This is a genomic window from Leifsonia sp. GW821-FHT13C09 (genome assembly GCF_058806435.1).
This window is the reverse complement of the sequence record NZ_JBXAPS010000001.1, coordinates 1547513-1563316: the sequence shown is the minus strand read 5'-3', so window position 1 is coordinate 1563316 and position 15804 is coordinate 1547513. Positions and strand designations below refer to the sequence as shown.

At 70.1% G+C, this 15804-nt stretch carries 16 protein-coding genes; 8 read left to right on the top strand and 8 right to left on the bottom strand.

Features of this window, described 5'->3' with window-relative positions; translation table 11 throughout:
* The first annotated feature begins 35 nt into the window (after positions 1–35).
* From AC1ROW_RS07560 to AC1ROW_RS07540, 5 genes are read left to right on the top strand one after another with little or no spacing between them, the layout of a single operon-like run.
* Positions 36–860, top strand: coding sequence for an ABC transporter ATP-binding protein (locus AC1ROW_RS07560; protein WP_493018215.1), 825 nt, complete (start codon positions 36–38; stop codon positions 858–860).
* Complete coding sequence (locus AC1ROW_RS07555) at positions 857–1669, top strand: ABC transporter ATP-binding protein (protein WP_493018214.1); 813 nt, start codon at positions 857–859, stop codon at positions 1667–1669. Before AC1ROW_RS07560 ends, AC1ROW_RS07555 begins: the two co-directional genes overlap by 4 nt.
* Positions 1670–1710: 41 nt before the next feature.
* Positions 1711–2778 (top strand): ABC transporter permease, encoded by a 1068-nt coding sequence (locus AC1ROW_RS07550; RefSeq protein ID WP_493018213.1) that lies wholly within the window; start codon positions 1711–1713, stop codon positions 2776–2778.
* A gap of 2 nt (positions 2779–2780) precedes the next feature.
* A complete protein-coding gene (locus AC1ROW_RS07545) occupies positions 2781–3815 on the top strand; it encodes an ABC transporter permease (RefSeq protein ID WP_493018212.1) in 1035 nt (344 codons plus the stop codon).
* Positions 3812–6079, top strand: a complete 2268-nt coding sequence (locus tag AC1ROW_RS07540) for an exo-beta-d-1,3/1,6-glucosidase (protein ID WP_493018211.1) — start codon at positions 3812–3814, stop codon at positions 6077–6079. The genes AC1ROW_RS07545 and AC1ROW_RS07540 overlap by 4 nt, the downstream gene beginning before the upstream one ends.
* 45 nt (positions 6080–6124) lie before the next feature.
* Here AC1ROW_RS07540 and AC1ROW_RS07535 read toward each other — a convergent pair whose 3' ends face one another.
* Complete coding sequence (locus AC1ROW_RS07535; protein WP_493018210.1) at positions 6125–7471, bottom strand: LCP family protein; 1347 nt, start codon at positions 7469–7471, stop codon at positions 6125–6127.
* A gap of 125 nt (positions 7472–7596) precedes the next feature.
* Complete coding sequence (locus AC1ROW_RS07530; RefSeq protein WP_493018209.1) at positions 7597–8580, bottom strand: aldo/keto reductase; 984 nt, start codon at positions 8578–8580, stop codon at positions 7597–7599.
* Positions 8581–8703: 123 nt separating this feature from the next.
* Between AC1ROW_RS07530 and AC1ROW_RS07525 the strand changes: the two genes are divergently transcribed.
* Positions 8704–9582: a serine hydrolase domain-containing protein gene (locus tag AC1ROW_RS07525; protein ID WP_493018208.1), complete on the top strand. Its 879-nt coding sequence runs from the start codon at positions 8704–8706 to the stop codon at positions 9580–9582.
* A 25-nt stretch (positions 9583–9607) separates the two neighbouring features.
* Here AC1ROW_RS07525 and AC1ROW_RS07520 read toward each other — a convergent pair whose 3' ends face one another.
* Positions 9608–10903 (bottom strand): pyridine nucleotide-disulfide oxidoreductase, encoded by a 1296-nt coding sequence (locus tag AC1ROW_RS07520; RefSeq protein WP_493018207.1) that lies wholly within the window; start codon positions 10901–10903, stop codon positions 9608–9610.
* 216 nt (positions 10904–11119) lie between these two features.
* Positions 11120–11638: a methyltransferase family protein gene (locus tag AC1ROW_RS07515; protein ID WP_493018206.1), complete on the bottom strand. Its 519-nt coding sequence runs from the start codon at positions 11636–11638 to the stop codon at positions 11120–11122.
* A gap of 152 nt (positions 11639–11790) precedes the next feature.
* On the opposite strand from AC1ROW_RS07515, the gene AC1ROW_RS07510 reads away from it, so the two are divergent.
* Positions 11791–12057, top strand: a complete 267-nt coding sequence (locus AC1ROW_RS07510; protein ID WP_493018205.1) for a hypothetical protein — start codon at positions 11791–11793, stop codon at positions 12055–12057.
* 116 nt (positions 12058–12173) lie between these two features.
* On the opposite strand, the gene AC1ROW_RS07505 is transcribed toward AC1ROW_RS07510, so the two are convergent.
* Positions 12174–12416: a nucleoside-diphosphate sugar epimerase gene (locus tag AC1ROW_RS07505; RefSeq protein WP_493018204.1), complete on the bottom strand. Its 243-nt coding sequence runs from the start codon at positions 12414–12416 to the stop codon at positions 12174–12176.
* Between AC1ROW_RS07505 and AC1ROW_RS07500 the strand changes: the two genes are divergently transcribed.
* A complete protein-coding gene (locus tag AC1ROW_RS07500) occupies positions 12415–12732 on the top strand; it encodes a hypothetical protein (RefSeq protein WP_493018203.1) in 318 nt (105 codons plus the stop codon). The two genes, AC1ROW_RS07505 and AC1ROW_RS07500, sit on opposite strands and share 2 nt — an antisense overlap.
* Before the next feature lie 16 nt (positions 12733–12748).
* Here AC1ROW_RS07500 and AC1ROW_RS07495 read toward each other — a convergent pair whose 3' ends face one another.
* The 3 genes from AC1ROW_RS07495 to AC1ROW_RS07485 form a co-directional block, all read right to left on the bottom strand.
* Positions 12749–13774, bottom strand: coding sequence for a LacI family DNA-binding transcriptional regulator (locus AC1ROW_RS07495; protein WP_493018202.1), 1026 nt, complete (start codon positions 13772–13774; stop codon positions 12749–12751).
* 104 nt (positions 13775–13878) lie between these two features.
* A complete protein-coding gene (locus tag AC1ROW_RS07490; protein WP_493018201.1) occupies positions 13879–14772 on the bottom strand; it encodes a carbohydrate ABC transporter permease in 894 nt (297 codons plus the stop codon).
* Complete coding sequence (locus AC1ROW_RS07485; protein WP_493018200.1) at positions 14769–15644, bottom strand: carbohydrate ABC transporter permease; 876 nt, start codon at positions 15642–15644, stop codon at positions 14769–14771. Before AC1ROW_RS07485 ends, AC1ROW_RS07490 begins: the two co-directional genes overlap by 4 nt.
* Positions 15645–15804: the final 160 nt, after the last annotated feature.

The following is a 15804-nucleotide window of genomic DNA, read 5'->3' as shown; positions in this document are numbered from 1 at the left end:
CCCCGGGCGACCGCGGACAGCATGAAAGCGACGCCATGACAGACTCCCTTCTCTCCGTGCGCGACTTCTCGGTCGTGTACGACGTCGACCCGCCGGTCGCGGCGGTCAAGAACGTCTCCCTCGACATCAAGCGCGGCGAGATCGTCGGCCTCGCCGGCGAGAGCGGCTGCGGCAAGACCACCCTCGCCTACGGGGTGCAGCGCCTCCTCAAGCCCCCGGCCGTGATCACCAGCGGCAGCGTCGTCTTCCACGACGAGAGCGGCGAGGACATCGACATCAACGCCCTCGACGCGGAGGAGATGCGACGCTTCCGCTGGGACAAGACCTCGATGGTCTTCCAGGGGGCGATGAACGCCCTCAACCCGGTGGCGACCATCGGCTCGCAGCTCGACGACGTCTTCCAGGTGCACCGGCCGGGCATGAGCCGGGCCGAACGCCGCGCGGCCGTCATCGAGCTCCTGGAGATCGTGAAGGTGGGCGGCCAGCGGCTGCGCTCCTACCCGCACGAGCTCTCCGGCGGCATGCGCCAGCGCGTGATGATCGCGATGGCCCTCGCCCTCCGCCCGCAGCTCATGGTCATGGACGAGCCGACGACCGCGCTGGACGTGCTCGTGCAGCGCGAGATCCTCAAGCAGATCTCCCAGCTCCGCCATGACTTCGGCTTCTCCGTCGTCTTCATCACCCACGACCTCCCGCTGCTGCTGGAGATCAGCGACCGGATCGCGATCATGCGCGACGGGGAGATCGTGGAGCTCGCCACCGCCGAGCAGATCTGGACGAACCCGCAGCACGAGTACACGCAGAAGCTGCTGCAGTCGTTCCCGCGCCTCACCGGCGAGAGAGGAGTGGTCGTCCGATGACCACGCTCGAGTTCCGAAACGTCACGAAGATCTACAACGTCCGCGGCTCCGGGCAGCTGAAGGCCCTGGACGACGTCAGCTTCACGCTGGGCCAGCGCCAGACGATCGGTCTGGTCGGCCAGTCCGGCAGCGGCAAGTCCACCATCGCGAAGATCCTCACCCAGCTCGAGACGCCCACCCGCGGCGACGTGCTGCTGGACGGCGCCCCGATCCCGCGCTCGGGCAAGCGGCTGCGGCAGTACCGCCAGCAGCTGCGGATGGTGTTCCAGGACCCGTTCGCCTCGCTGAACCCGTCGCACACGATCCGGCACCACATCGAGCGCCCGCTCCGGCTGGACCACGTCGTCCCGAAGAACGAGGTGGACGACGAGGTGCGGCGCCTGCTGCGCCGCGTCCAGCTCGACGCGGACGCCGTGATCGACCGCCGGCCGCACGAGCTCTCCGGCGGCCAGCGCCAGCGCGTGGCCATCGCCCGCGCGCTGGCCTCCCGGCCGACCCTGCTGGTGGCCGACGAGCCGGTGTCGATGCTCGACGTGTCGCTGCGCGTCGGCGTGCTCAACCTGCTCGCCGACCTCCAGCGCGAGGAAGGGCTCGGCGTGCTCTACATCACCCACGACCTGGCCACCGCGCGGCACTTCAGCGACGAGATCATCGTCCTCAACCAGGGCAGGATCGTCGAGCACGGCCCCGCCGACGACGTCATCCTCCGCCCGCAGGACCCCTACACCCGCGAGCTCCGCGCCGCGTCCCCCGACCCGGAGAAGCACTTCGGCGCCCTGACCGCACAGACCGCAGGAGGTGCGCTGTGAGCGCTGAGACAGTAGGCACCGAGAGAGTGGGCACGGAGACCGTGAGAGCAGACTCCGCCCCCGTCGACCCGACCCTCGTCGGAACCACCGCCACCCGCGCGGAGCGCCGCGGCGTCCGCGTCCCGTGGCGGTTCATCGGCGGCAGGGTGGCCTTCTACGTGTTCACGCTCTGGGCGGCCATCACGATCAACTTCTTCATCCCGCGCCTGATGAAGGGCGACGCCGTGTCGTCTTATATGGCGCGCAGCCAGGGGCAGCTGACCCCGGACGCCGAGAAGGCGCTGCGCCTGCTGTTCGGCGTCGACAAGTCGGTGCCGCTCTGGCAGCAGTACCTCGACTACTGGAACATGCTGCTGCACGGTAACCTCGGCGTCTCCATCTCGACGGGCATGGCGCCGGTGGGCGACGCGATCGCGTCCGCGCTGCCGTGGACGCTCGGCCTGGTCGGCTTCGCCACCGTGGTCTCGTTCCTGATCGGCACCGCCCTCGGCGCCGTGATCGGCTGGCGGCGCGGCGGCAGGCTGGACGTCTTCATCCCGATCACGACCTTCCTCGGCACGATCCCGTACTTCTGGCTCGGCCTGATCTTCATCGCGATCTTCTCCACGACGCTCGGCTGGTTCCCCGCGGGGCACGCCTACGAGCTGGGCGTGGACCCGGGCTGGAACGCCGACTTCATCAGTCAGGTGCTCTCGCACGGCGCCCTCCCGATGGCCACCATCGTGGTCGTCTCGCTCGGCGGCTGGGTGCTCGGGATGCGCAACATGATGCTCACCGTGCTCGACGAGGACTACATCACCGTCGCGCAGGCGAAGGGCATGCCCGACCGGCGCGTGCTGTGGCGGTACGCCGCCCGCAACGCGGTGCTGCCGCAGATCCAGAGCTTCGCTCTCGCGCTCGGCTTCATCGTCAGCGGCACGATCGTGATGGAGATGGTGTTCTCCTATCCCGGCATCGGCCTGCTTCTGCTCAACGCGACCAACGCCAAGGACTATGCGCTCATGCAGGGAATCTTCCTGGTGCTCGTGCTCGCCGTCCTGATCGCGAACATCATCGCCGATATCGCGTACGCCATCCTCGACCCGCGCACCCGCCAGACGGAGGCCTGATCATGACTCTGCCCCAGACCGCCTATATCCAGGCGGTGACCCCCGAGCCGCCCGCGCCGAAGAAGACCACCTTCTGGTCGCAGCTGAAGGCCTCGCTGGCCATGTTCAGCAACCCGAAGTCGGCCGCCGGCCTGATCATCCTGGGCGTGTTCGTGCTCGTCGCGATTTTCGCTCCGCTGATCGCCCCGTACGACCCGAACGCGCAGAACCTGAAGGAGACGCTGCAGCCGCCGTCGTTCACGCACCTGCTCGGCACGACGCACATCGGCCAGGACGTCTTCAGCCAGCTCGTCTACGGCACCCGCGGCGTGCTCGTCGTGGGCTTCCTGGCGACGATCATGGCCACGGTCGTCGCGATCGTCGTCGGCGTCACCGCCGGGTACCTGCGCGGCTGGAAGAGCGAGTCGCTGTCGGCGCTGTCGAACGTGTTCCTCGTCATCCCCGGCCTGCCGCTGATGATCATCGTCGCCTCGCAGTTCCAGGACCCGCCGCTGCCGCTCATCGCCGCGGTGCTCGGCCTGACCGGCTGGGCGTGGGGCGCACGCGTGCTGCGCGCGCAGACCATGTCGCTGCGCAACCGCGACTTCATCCAGGCCGCCCGGGCGAACGGCGAGCCACTGCACCGGGTGATCCTGGTGGAGATGCTGCCCAACCTGCTGGCGATCATCGCCTCCAGCTTCGTCGGCACTATGACGGCCGCGGTGCTGGGACTGACCACGCTCGCGTTCATCGGCGTCATCCCGGTGTCGAACCTGAACTGGGGGACCATCCTGTTCTGGGCGCAGCAGAATAACGCGTTCCCGGACTACTGGTGGTGGTACGTCCCCGCCGGCCTGTGCATCGCGCTGCTCGGTGTCTCCCTCGCCCTGATCAACTTCGGCATCGACGAATACGTCAACCCGCGCCTGCGCTCGGCGGGCGAGCGCGCCCGCGCGATGAAGCGCAAGGGCATGAACCTCAACGCCGCCGTCACCCAGGTGCGCACGACCTCCACGACGGCCCCGGCCGCAGCGACCCCGGAAAGCAACACCGCATGACCTCGATCCTCCCGTCCACCACCACCGCCGTTGCAGAGGAGACCCTTCCGTACCAGGACCCGTCGCTGACGACCGCCGAGCGCGTCCGCGACCTCCTCGACCGCATGACGGTGGAGGAGAAGGTCGGTCAGATGCTCCAGCTGGACGCGCGCGACGACCTGGAGGACCACGTCCTGCGCCGCCACGTCGGCTCCATCCTGCACACCTCCCCGGAGCGCATCCTGGAGGCCAACCGGCTCACGGCGCAGACCCGGCTGCGGATCCCGCTGCTGGTCGGCGAGGACTGCATCCACGGCCACTCGTTCTGGCCGGGCGCCACGATCTACCCGACCCAGCTCGGCATGGCCGCATCGTGGGACGCCGAACTGATCGAGCGCGTCGCCCGCGCCAGCGCGGAGGAGGTCGCCGTCACCGGTGTGCACTGGACCTTCTCGCCGGTGTTGTGCATCGCCCGCGACCTGCGCTGGGGACGCATCAGCGAGACGTTCGGCGAGGACCCCTTCCTCATCGGCGAGCTCGCCAGCGCAATGGTCCGCGGCTACCAGGGGACCGGGCTGGACGACCCGACCGCGATCCTCGCGACGGCGAAGCACTTCGCCGGTTACTCGGAGACGCAGGGCGGCCGCGACGCGAGCGAGGCCGACATCTCCCGGCGGAAGCTGCGGAGCTGGTTCCTGCCGCCGTTCGAGCGCGTCGCCCGGGAGGGCTGCCGCACCTTCATGCTCGGCTACCAGAGCACCGACGGCGTGCCGATCACCGTGAATGACTGGCTGCTCAGCGAGGTGCTGCGCGGCGAGTGGGGCTACACCGGCACCCTCATCACCGACTGGGACAACGTCGGCCGGATGGTCTGGGAGCAGAAGGTCCAGCCCGACTACGCCCACGCCGCGGCCGCGGCGGTGAAGGCGGGCAACGACATGGTGATGACGACGCCGCGTTTCTACGAGGGCGCCCTGGAGGCCGTCGAGCGCGGGATGCTCGCGGAGGACGCCTTCGACGCCGCCGTCGCCCGCATCCTCACGCTGAAGTTCGACCTCGGCCTGTTCGAGGACCCGCGCCTCCCGTCGCCCGACCTGGACGCCGTGGTCGGCAGCGCGGACCACGCCGAGCTCAACCTGGAGGTCGCGCGCCGCTCGATCGTGCTGCTGGAGAACGACGGCACGCTGCCGCTCGCGGCTTCGTCGCCGCTCCGCGTGGCCCTGGTCGGCCCACTCGCCGACGACGCCCAGACCCAGCTCGGCGACTGGGCCGGAGGCTCCGGGCAGGCCGGCTGGCTCGACGGCCAGCCGCGCGAGATGATCACGACGGTCCTCGACGGACTGAACGCGATCGACGGCTGGGAGGTCACCCATGCCCGCGGCGCCGACATCCTCACCCTGGAGGACGACCCGCGCGGCTCGACGTTCCCGGACGGCCAGCCCCGGCCCCGGGTGGTCGTGCCGTGCGCACCGGACGAGCAGCTGATCGCGGAGGCCGTCACCGCCGCGGAGGCGGCCGACGTGGTGGTCGCGGTCGTCGGCGACCGGATCGAGCTCGTCGGCGAGGGCCGCTCCACCGCGACGCTGGAGCTGATCGGCGGCCAGAACGCGCTGCTGGACGCGGTGATCGCGACCGGCACGCCGGTGATCGTCGTGCTGCTGGCCTCCAAGCCGCTGGTGCTGCCGCCGTCCGTCGCTCGCGCCGCCGCGGTCCTGTGGGCCGCGAACCCCGGCATGAAGGGCGGCCAGGCCCTCGCGGAGCTCATCGCCGGCGAGGTGGAGCCCTCCGGCCGTCTCCCGATCTCCTTCGCCCGCCATGTCGGCCAGCAGCCGACCTACTACAACCAGATCCGCGGCCAGCACGGCGACCGCTACGCGGACCTCACCCAGTCGCCCACCTGGGCGTTCGGCGAGGGGCTGTCGTACACGACGGTGACCTACAGCGACCTGACGCTGGCTGCCGCCACCCTCGGCGTGGCGGACTCCGTCGAGGCGTCGGTGACGGTGACGAACACCGGCTCGCGCCCGGTCCGGGAGACCGTGCAGGTGTACGTGCGCGACCAGGTCACGAGCGTGAGCTGGGCCGACAAGGAGCTGAAGACATACCGCCAGGTGGAGCTGGCGCCGGGGGAGTCGGCGCGGGTGCGCGTGACGCTGCCGGTGGCGGAGTGCACGATCGTGGACGCGGCGGGGGAGCGGCGCGTCGAGGCGGGCGGCTTCGAGCTGCTGGTCGGGTCGTCGTCGCGCGACGACGACCTGCTGGCGGCGGGGTTCGAGGTGCGCTGAGGAAGGACCTTTCCTCGAGCGTGAGCTGCAGCCGTTCCAGCGCGTTCACTTCACGCAGGGCACTCCGCCGGAGGGGAGCGGCGCGGTGGGATCCGTATAGGTTCCGTTCGGGGCGGAGGCCCCGGCCGCCGGGGCCGGCGCCGCGGCCGCGGAGCCGGACGGTTGCGTGGCTTTCGCCCCCTTCGCCTGTGCCTGTTTCGACGGGGCCGCCTTCGCCGGGGCGGGGCTCGCGGTGGCCGGGTTCAGGAGTTGCCGCACGGCGGCGTGGATCTGGTTCGTGTCGACGAGGTTGACGTCCTTGCCGTCCTTCACGCCGTAGCCCGCGATCGGCAGCGTGTTGAACGTGATGTTCCCCCCGGCGAAGTGGGAGGCCTCCGACGCGAAGTCGAGCAGGTTCAGCCCGGAGTCGAGGGCGATGTTCTGCTTGGCCGCCGAGATCAGCGACTCCAGGGTCGCCGGGTTGGCGAAGGTGTCCGCCTTCTTCAGCTTCGTCGCGAGCGAGACGATGAACGCCTGCTGCCGGCGCTCGCGGTCCAGGTCGGTGAAGTTGAGCGACGGGTTGCTCTCGTCCCGGCGCTGCCGCACGAAGCTGACCGCCTGCGAGGCGGTCAGCTGCTGGACGCCGGCCGAGAAGTCCGCGCCGGAGTACGGGTCCTTGGTGTCCTCGGCGATGCACACGGTGACCGGCTGCACCGCCTGGGCCACCTGGTAGAACGCCGCCATCGTGACCTCGATGAAGTGGTTGATCGGCACCCCGCCGAGGAACGTCGAGACGGTGGCGATCTCGGTCCGCCTGGCCGCTGCGCGGGCCTCCTGGTAGGCGTCGGCGCGGCTGAGCTTGCCGGCCTTCATCAGTGCGGTGAGCGTCTGGTCGAGCTGCAGCCCGTAGGCCTCCTTGATCTTCGAGTGCGTGACGCCGTCCGGCGAGCCGGCCAGCGGCACGTAGTCGTCGCGCGGGATCGAGATCCCGACCGCCTTGCCGCCGTCGGCGGGGATGTGGATGAGCATCAGCACGTTGGCGTTGTAGCCGCCGTCGTCCTGGTTTCCGGCGTGCAGCGCGTTGTAGACGTCGGCCGGGAGCGCGTCGCCGTTCTCGTCCAGCCGGCTGTCCAGCCCCATCACCAGGATGTTCTGCTCGCCGCCCGCGGCGGAGGCGAGGTCGGAGCGGTGCAGGCCGGTGACCAGGTCGGCGAACGAGAACACGGCGAACGCGACGACGGCGATGACGAGGAGGACACCGAGAGCGAGCGTGCCGGCGACGATCCGCCTGCGCACGTAGACGCTGCGCGGGTGGCGGCGAGCGGGACGGCTCCGGGGCACTAGCGGCGCCGGCGTGTCGGTGCGCGCGGGGGCGTCCGGCGTCCGCGGGCCGGGCAGCACGGGCGGCTTCACTCGAATCACTCCTCCGCCGGCCTGGAGGTGACGGCCGGCCCTGCCATTGTCACCTGGCCGGAGCGGAATCCGCCGGAGGCGGGTCGTGGGACGCCAGGATTCGGATGATCCGCCCCCACGCGTCGTCAGAACCCCGCGGGCTCCCGGGGCGTGTATGCCGCCTCGAGCCGGGCGACCTCCTCCTCGGTGAGTGCGAGGTCGAGGGCCGCGACCGCATCGTCGATGTGGTGCGGCTTCGTCGCGCCGACGATCGGGGCGGTCACGGCGTCGCGGCCGGCGACCCAGGCCAGCGCGACCTGCGCCATCGGCACGTCCCGCGAGGACGCGATCGCGGCGACCGCGTCGACGATGGCGCGGTTCGACTCCACGTGCGTGCGATACAGCGTCTTGCCGAACTCGTCGGTGTCGGCGCGGGTGCCCGAGCCGGGGGCGTCCCACGGGCGGGTCAGGCGGCCGCGCGCGAGCGGGCTCCAGGGCAGCACGCCGACGCCGGTGGCGCGGCAGTACGGGTGCATCTCGCGTTCCTCTTCGCGGTCGAGCAGGTTGTACTGGTCCTGCATCGAGACGAAGCGGGTCCAGTGGTTCAGCTCGGCGACCCGCTGGAGTTCGGCGAACTGCCACGCCCACATGCTGGAGGCACCGATGTAACGGGCCTTGCCGGCCTTGACGACGTCGTGGAGCGCCTCCATGGTCTCCTCCATCGGCACGTCGGGATCGAATCGGTGGATCTGGTACAGGTCCACGTAGTCGGTACCGAGGCGGGTGAGCGACGCGTCGATCTCGTGCATGATGGCGGCGCGCGAGAGCCCGGCGCCATTGCGGCCGCCGCGCATCCGCCCGTTCACCTTCGTGAGGATCTGGACCTCCTCCCGCGGGCCGAGCTCGGCCAGCAGAGCGCCGGTGATCTCCTCGCTGGAACCGAGGGAGTACACGTTCGCCGTGTCGAAGGCCGTGATGCCCGCTTCGAAGGCCCGGCGCACGAAGGGCCGCGCGTCGTCGATGCCGACGCTCCACGGGTGGCTGCCGCGCTCCGGGTCGCCGTAGGACATCATGCCCAGCACGATCCCGCTGAGCTCGAGACCGCTGTTGCCGAGTCGGACCGTCCGCATGGGGGCTCCTCTGCTCGTGGAAGGGTGTGATCCAACTCTATTCGTCACGATCACGTGCGCCCCGGGCGCCCCGATGGCGGCGGAGGTCGCGGCCGCGACCGCCCGAACCGCCAGAATGTAGACATGACCGCCGCCGACGCCCTCCTGAGTCGTTTCGTCCGCACCATCGACCGGGAGGGGCTGGGCGCGTACGGCGCCCACGCGCTCGTGGGCGGCGACGAGGCGCAGCACCGCTGGCGCAGCGACGACCGGGTCAACCTGTACTCGGTGTCGAAGGGCGTCAGCGCGCTCGCCGCGGGCATCGCGGTGGACGAGGGCATCCTGACGCTCGACACGACCGTGGCCGAGGCGCTCCCGCAGCTCGAGCTCGGAGCCGGTGTCGACCGGGTGACGCTGCGCGACCTGCTCACGATGTCGAGTGGCATCGACTTCCAGTGGTTCGGCGACGAGCCCGTCCCGGGTACGGACGTGGCGCAGGAGATGCTCCGGCGCCCCACCAGCGGTCCCGGGGAGCGTTTCCTCTACACGGACTCCAGCACCTACGTGGCGATGCGGATGCTCGGGGCGGCCGTCGGCGACGTGCGCGACTGGCTGCTGCCCCGACTGTTCGGCCCGCTCGGCATCGACAACCCGCAGTGGCTGCGGTGCCCGCTCGGCTGGATCGTCGCGGGCACCGGCCTTCTCCTGCGCACCGAGGAGCTGGCCCGCATCGGACGGGTGCTGCGCGACCGCGGCGAGTGGCGCGGCGAGCGGATCGTCGGCGCTGCTTGGATCGACGGGATGCACACCGGCTGGCGCGAGACCGGCAACACCGGGTCGCTCGCGCACTACGGAATCGCCACCTGGGAGGGCCCCTCGGGGCTGTGGCGGTTCGATGGGCGTTACGGCCAGTACGTCATCGTCGACGACGCGCACGACGCCGTGCTCACGGTCACCGCGCATGAGGAGTTCCGCACCGACCGGCTGCTCGAGGTCGCGCACGAGGCGCTGCTCGCGGGATAGCCCGACCCGTCGTCGTGGCGTGGCGCTACGACGGTCCCCCTGCCACGAGCCGGTGCAGGTTCGCGATCGCCGGCTCCAGGCCGGCACGATAGCGCGCCAGGGCGGCGGCGAGCTCCGGGCGTGACCGCTGCTCCCGGAGTCCGCGCGAGATGTTGGTCCGTGCCCCGTCCATCCACTCCGCGATGTCGTGTTCCCGGGCCCAGCCGGCGTCGGCCTGCCACCCGATGAGGGTGCCGCGGAGCCAATCGGCGGGGGTGTCCGGCTGGCGGTTGGGCGGGCAGAGACGGTTCTTGACCGCGTTGTCCGAGCGCGTCGCCTCGATGTAGCCGATCAGCGACGAGTTGAACGGTGTGAGGCCGATCCGCATCGACTGCAGCCGGATCCGTCCGGGAGCGAAGATCGGGACCTCGGGCGCCGGGTTGAGACCGCCGGCCGCGGCGTAGACGTGCAGGGTTCCCCGCGTCGTGGGGATGGCGCTCCTTTCCAGCCGGATGGTGTCGGCCTCGATCCGACGCACCCGTCCCTGGCGGGTCACCCCCTCGACCCGTCGGAGCTGCTCGATCTCGGCCGTGCTGGCGGTCGGACTCCGGAACATCGTCGGAGCGACGTCGGTGTCGACGCGCAGCAGTTGCTCCGTCTCGGCCAGGCGATCGAGGAGCTCGCTCTGCGACCCGGCCTCCGCGCACGCCTCCGCCTGCAGCGCGAGTCCGTCGAACAGCGTGGCGAGCAGTTCGCCGCCCTGCGTGAACCGGCGATTCAGGTACCAGGCCTCGCGAGGCTTGATCCAGCGGATCATCGCTGGCGGGACGTCGTTCTGCAGCAGGTAGAGGATCGCGTCGGCCCCCGTCTTGCCTGCGCCGACGACGGTGTAACCGTCCGGGGGCTCCTCCTGGCGGGCCAGCTCGTTCACGGGCGCGCAGCGGACGCCGTCCTCCACCTCGAACGCGGGAGGGCTGGTGGCGGGGACACGGGGCTCCAGGTAGGCCGCGTCGACCACGGCTCGGCGCACGGCGACTTCGAAGCGATCGCCGGTCAGCCGGGAGACGACCTCCCCGTGCCCGGCGTAGTCGTGCTGCGGGAAGAAGCGGACCCGACCGGAGGCGAGGAGCCGCTCGTTCATCGCCCGCTCGTAGTACGCGCAGATCTCCCGCCCCGACGCGCGCTCGTACATCCCGGCATTGACTCCGGTCGTATCGATCGTGTCGGCGCCGAGCGGCAGCGAGTCGACGCCGTAGTACGCGGACGGCTGGTGCAGCCGGATGAAGGGGTAGCTGTCGTTCCAGTGGCCGCCGGGCGCGAACCGCCGATCCACCATGATCACGTCGGCGTCGGACGCCGCGATCAGGAGTCCGCGAACGCCATCCCCGACGCGCCGGCGCCGACCACCAGATAGTCGGTCTCCAGAGTCCTGCTCACCATCGCTGCCGTCCTCCGCACGATCCAGGAGTCAGCACCCGATCGGACGCCCGATCGGGTACTGCAAGCATGCGCCCGGCGATGGCGGGACGGCCACCCCTCGGAGTAGACCGGCCGCTACCTAGGCGGCGGTTCGTTCGTCGCCGTCACGGACCCCGGCGGCGCCCGGAGCCGCCGCGGGAGCGGACCACGGCTTCGCCCGTGGCAGCCAGCAACGCACCTCCGCGCGGTAGGCGCGGAACCCGGCGCCGAAGCGCTCCTCCAGGTCGGCCTCCTCGAAGGGGCGGACCAGAGTGTTCCAAACCAGCGAGCCCGCGAGTGCGTAGCCGACCACCAGCCAGGACTCCATCAGGAGTCCCACGGCGACGCCCTGGGCGATCCCGGCCAGGGCCATCGGGTTGCGCACCCAGCGGTAGGGACCCGCGACGACCAACCGGTGCGCCATCGCCACCGGCAGCGGAGTTCCGCCCCCGAGCGTCGCCATCGTCACCGCCGACCAGATGCCGAGCGCGCTCGCGGCGATCAGCACGACAGCGCCCACGCCCGCCGTCACGGGCGGGACGTCGACGCCGACACCCCACCGTCGTTCCAGGAACATGACGGCCAGCGGCAGGACGACGAGGAAGAACGACCAGAACACCGCGATCTGGCCCAGCGTCCCGAGGAGCAGCGCGGCAGGCGTTCGCCCGGGCCGGGCGGAAGCGGAACGGTCCGCGTACGATCCACTCGGCCGGCAGGCGCCCGAGGAGTACTGCCGAGAGCGCGAGGAGCGAGCATCCTGCCGCCCCGAGCATGAGGAGCACGCCCCAGCCGGCCTCCGCGGTGACGGTGGCATACACGACCAGACCGACCGCGACGAGCCCGGTCCAGCCCGTCGCGACGACCGCCGCCAGGTGCCATCCCACGGCTGCGAGGGCGGACGCCGCGACGAAGAGGGGGACGTCCGCCGCAGCTACCGCGACCGGATCGAGCGCGCCGAGCGTCGCGGTGCGCACGAACGGCGAGCCGAACACCGCGATCCACCACGCGGCGCCCGCGATCGCCTGCAGCGCGAAGTAGGTGCGCCCCCACGCGGCGGGAACGACGATCGAGACCCCCATCCCGAGCATTCTGCCGGGTGCGCGGATGCCGGACAACGCGGCGCGGCGACGATCCGGAACGGGAGGTCTCTTCGGCTAGTCGAAGTAGTGGCCGTGTTCGATGTCGTCGACCAGACCGGGATGCGTCGGCTCCCAGGAGAGCGGCTGTCGGCTGGGGACGCTGGAGGCAGGCATGTCTGCGCCGAGCACGGCGCCGAGCGGCATGCCCAGGTCCTCCGGCAGCCGGGATTCTGTCGGCACACCGAGACGCCGGCCGATGGCCTCAGCGATGTCGCGAACCCGCACGCCTTCCTCGCTCATCGCGGTCGGCGCCGTCATGACCCCGCAACGCCATGCCGCAGCGCTCCGCCGGATCGCGATCACCAGAGGGAACGCTGAACTCGAAGAGCGAGGCCAGCTCAAGCTCGCCCACCTCGCCGCTTCGATCGTCCAAGCCCTGAAAGAGCACGGCGTCGAGGAACTCACCGCCCGGCTCGCAGCAGAGCTGGGGCTGCTGGCGTTCCGCGTGGGCTTCGAACGGTGGCTCCGCGCTGACGCGACCGAAGACTTCGTCCCGTTCGCAGTGACGGCGCTGACGGAGCTGTTGGCGCGCTCTCGGGAGTTGGGGGCACCCGGGGGACTGCGGACAGGGTAACCCCGCGACGGGTCCGTTACGTGGTGGCAGGCCGGCGGCTGGTGGAGTCCCGGGTGACCAGCCGGTACCGGGCGCGGGTCACGTGGGTGGGCGCATCCGGCTGCCCGATCCGCGCGACGAGGGCGTCGACAGCGGCCTCCGCGATCTCGGCGCTTCCGACGTCGATCGTGGTGAGTGCGGGGCTGGAGAACTCGGCCTCCTCGACGTTGTCGATTCCGATGACCGAGACGTCGGCCGGCACGCGGAGCCCCGCGGCCTGCAGCGCGTAGATCGCGCCCAGGGCCAGCGTGTCGTTGAATGCGAAGATCGCGTCGAACGGGACGCCCTGATCGAGAAGTTCCGAAACCGCACGGGCTCCGTCGCGCAGGTGCCAGGGGCCGCCCTCGACCACCAATTGCGGATCGAAGGCGATCCCGGCGGCCTCCAGGCCGGCCTTGTAGCCTTCCAGTCGGAAGACGGCGGCGCCGACCTTCTCGTCCGGTCTCGCACCGACCGCGGCGATCCGGCGATGGCCGAGTTCGAGCAGGTACTCGGTCGCGGCCTTGGCGGCCTCGACGTTCTGGATGGTCACGTGATCCACTGTCGCGGTCTGGATCGTCTCGCCGAGAAGAACGAGCGGGCCCGAGCCCGTCAGAAGGTCGGCGTCTTCGGTCGTCAGCAGCGCAGGGTAGAACAGGACGCCGTCCGTCATCTGCCGTCGCGCGTTGGAGAGGGCCTCGATCTCGCGCCGGCGGTCGAGCTCGGTCTGCTCGATCAACAGCACCAGCCCACGCCGTTCGGCGGCCTCGAAGATCTGCGCACTGAGCGAGGCATGGTACGACAGCCGCAGATCGGGGACGACGAGGCCGATGAGGCCGGTGCGCCCGAGGCGGAGGCCGCGGGCGGACTGGTTGGGCCGGTAGTCGAGCTCATCGATGGCGGCCCGCACCCGCCGGCGGGTCTCCTCCGACATCTTGCCCTGGTTGTTGACCACGTTCGAGACGGTCTTGAACGACACCCCGGCGCGCGCGGCAACGTCTCTCAACGTCGCTCGTTGCTCCATGGATCGGCTCCTTCGCGATGGTGCGCCGTACCGGACGGGCGCTCATGGTGGTTCTCCGGGGCCCGGTCCCATCGTGTCGACGGATGGCCGTAGGAGAGAGTTTGCTACTTCAGGCTGCCCAATGAGAGGCCGCCACGCCAATAGCGCTGGAGCGACACGAACGCGACGGTGAGCGGCACGATCGAGACGAGAGCGCCGCAGATGATCAGGCTCCACAGGGACTGACCGCCGTTGTTGTTGGCGGACGCGAGCGACTGCCACAACCCGATGCCCACCGTGAGCGGGTAGAGGTTCGACGAGGAGATCATCGCCAGCGGGAGGAAGTAGTTGTTCCAGGTCGCGACCACCGACAGCAGGAGCACGGTCACGACGGCGGGGCGCATCAGGGGCAGGGCCACCCGGAAGAAGATCCGCAACTCGCCCGCGCCGTCCATGCGTGCGGCATCCAGCAGTTCGTCCGGGATTGCGTCCGCGCAGTAGACGCGCATCAGGTACACACCGAAGGGGCTGAGTAGCGACGGGAGGATCACAGCCCAGACGGTGTTCGTGAGGTGCACGTTCGAGAAGAGGATGAACGTGGGGATCACGAGCGCCGTCAGCGGAACCATGACGGATCCGAGCAGCAGGGCGAACGCGAAGTTGCGCCCGCGGAACTCGAACTTGGCGAAGCCGTAGCCGGCCAGCACCGCGATCGCGGTCGCGCCGCCGCCGCCGGCGAGGGCATACAGCGCCGAGTTGCCGAGCCAGCGCAGGTAGATCCCGCCGTTGTAGGTGAACAGCTCGGAGATGTTCTGGAACAGGACGAAGTGGTCGTCGAACCACAGCGCGCCGGAGAGGCCGGAGAACAGCCCGTGCGCGTCCTTGGTGCTGGCCACGATCACCCACCAGAGCGGGATGAGGAAGTAGATCGCCAGCACCGCGAGGAAGAGGTGCGCGGCGCCATCCGCAAAGCGGGAGCTCCGCTGCGAGAGGCGGGGGGTGCGGTCGAGCGCGGTCATGAGAACAGGGATCCCCTCTTGCGGGTGAAGAACATGAAGACGTAGACGGCGATGAACACGACGAGTCCGAGAGCGAAGGAGATCGCGGAGGCGTAGTTGAACTGCCCGTAGGAGAACGCCAGTGTGTAGGCGTAGATGTTCGGCGTGAACTCCGGTGTGATGGAGCCGTTCGAGATCGTCTGCAAGACCTCTGGCTCGGTGAAGAACTGCAGCGTCCCGATGAGCGCGAACACCAGGATGAGCATCAGCGACGATGTGACGAGCGGCACCTTGATGCGGAAGGCGATCTGCCAGCTGTTCGCTCCGTCCATGTGAGCGGCGTCGTAGAGGGCTGGGTCGATGCCCTGGAGGGCGGCGTAGATGATGATCATGTAGTAGCCCGACCATTGCCAGGTCACGACGTTCACCAGGCCGTAGAAGACGGTGCCGTGCGCCAGCAGGTTGGGCGCCTGGGCGCCGAACACGCTCGCCAGTTGCTGCAGCGGCCCGAAGTTGGGGCTGTAGAGGAACCCCCACATCAGCGCGCCGATCACGGCCGGAATGGCGTAGGGCAGGAAGATGAACAACCGCGACAGGGTGGCGAATTTGGACGTGACGGCGTCGAGCACGAGGGCGGCGGCCAGCGACACCGCCATCTGGACCGGGATCAGCACCAGGGCGAAGCGCACGACGAACCACACGCCCGACAGGAACAGCGGGTCGGTGAACGCCTGGATGTAGTTGCCGAGTCCGGCGAAGGTGGTTCCCGTCGCCAGCCCCTTCGTGTAGAGGCTGAGGTAGAAGGCGTAGGCGAGGGGCGCGATCAGGAACAGGACGAAGACGATCGCGAACGGCGCCACGAAGGCCATTCCGACGATTCCCCGCCTTCGCACGACGCTTCGCCTCCGTCCGACACGTCGCTGCCGCGGAGCCGGAGCAGGGCCGACGGGACGCGGCTGCGTCGCCGACTCGGATGGTGAACTGAGTACAGACATGTTGTTCTTCCGCTTTCGTGGGCCCGGGGGGGGGGGGGGGGGGGCCCCCCCCGCCGCG

What these genes read in the sequence shown, in the direction of transcription:
- AC1ROW_RS07560 (WP_493018215.1), top strand. Translation starts at nt 36, where the DNA reads ATGACAGACTCCCTTCTCTCCGTGCGCGACTTCTCGGTCGTGTACGAC.
- AC1ROW_RS07545 (WP_493018212.1), top strand. Translation starts at nt 2,781, where the DNA reads ATGACTCTGCCCCAGACCGCCTATATCCAGGCGGTGACCCCCGAGCCG.
- AC1ROW_RS07525 (WP_493018208.1), top strand. Translation starts at nt 8,704, where the DNA reads ATGACCGCCGCCGACGCCCTCCTGAGTCGTTTCGTCCGCACCATCGAC.
- AC1ROW_RS07490 (WP_493018201.1), bottom strand. Translation starts at nt 14,772, where the DNA reads ATGACCGCGCTCGACCGCACCCCCCGCCTCTCGCAGCGGAGCTCCCGC.
- AC1ROW_RS07505 (WP_493018204.1), bottom strand. Translation starts at nt 12,416, where the DNA reads ATGACGGCGCCGACCGCGATGAGCGAGGAAGGCGTGCGGGTTCGCGAC.
- AC1ROW_RS07555 (WP_493018214.1), top strand. Translation starts at nt 857, where the DNA reads ATGACCACGCTCGAGTTCCGAAACGTCACGAAGATCTACAACGTCCGC.
- AC1ROW_RS07540 (WP_493018211.1), top strand. Translation starts at nt 3,812, where the DNA reads ATGACCTCGATCCTCCCGTCCACCACCACCGCCGTTGCAGAGGAGACC.
- AC1ROW_RS07495 (WP_493018202.1), bottom strand. Translation starts at nt 13,774, where the DNA reads ATGGAGCAACGAGCGACGTTGAGAGACGTTGCCGCGCGCGCCGGGGTG.
- AC1ROW_RS07530 (WP_493018209.1), bottom strand. Translation starts at nt 8,580, where the DNA reads ATGCGGACGGTCCGACTCGGCAACAGCGGTCTCGAGCTCAGCGGGATC.
- AC1ROW_RS07500 (WP_493018203.1), top strand. Translation starts at nt 12,415, where the DNA reads ATGACCCCGCAACGCCATGCCGCAGCGCTCCGCCGGATCGCGATCACC.
- AC1ROW_RS07510 (WP_493018205.1), top strand. Translation starts at nt 11,791, where the DNA reads ATGAGGAGCACGCCCCAGCCGGCCTCCGCGGTGACGGTGGCATACACG.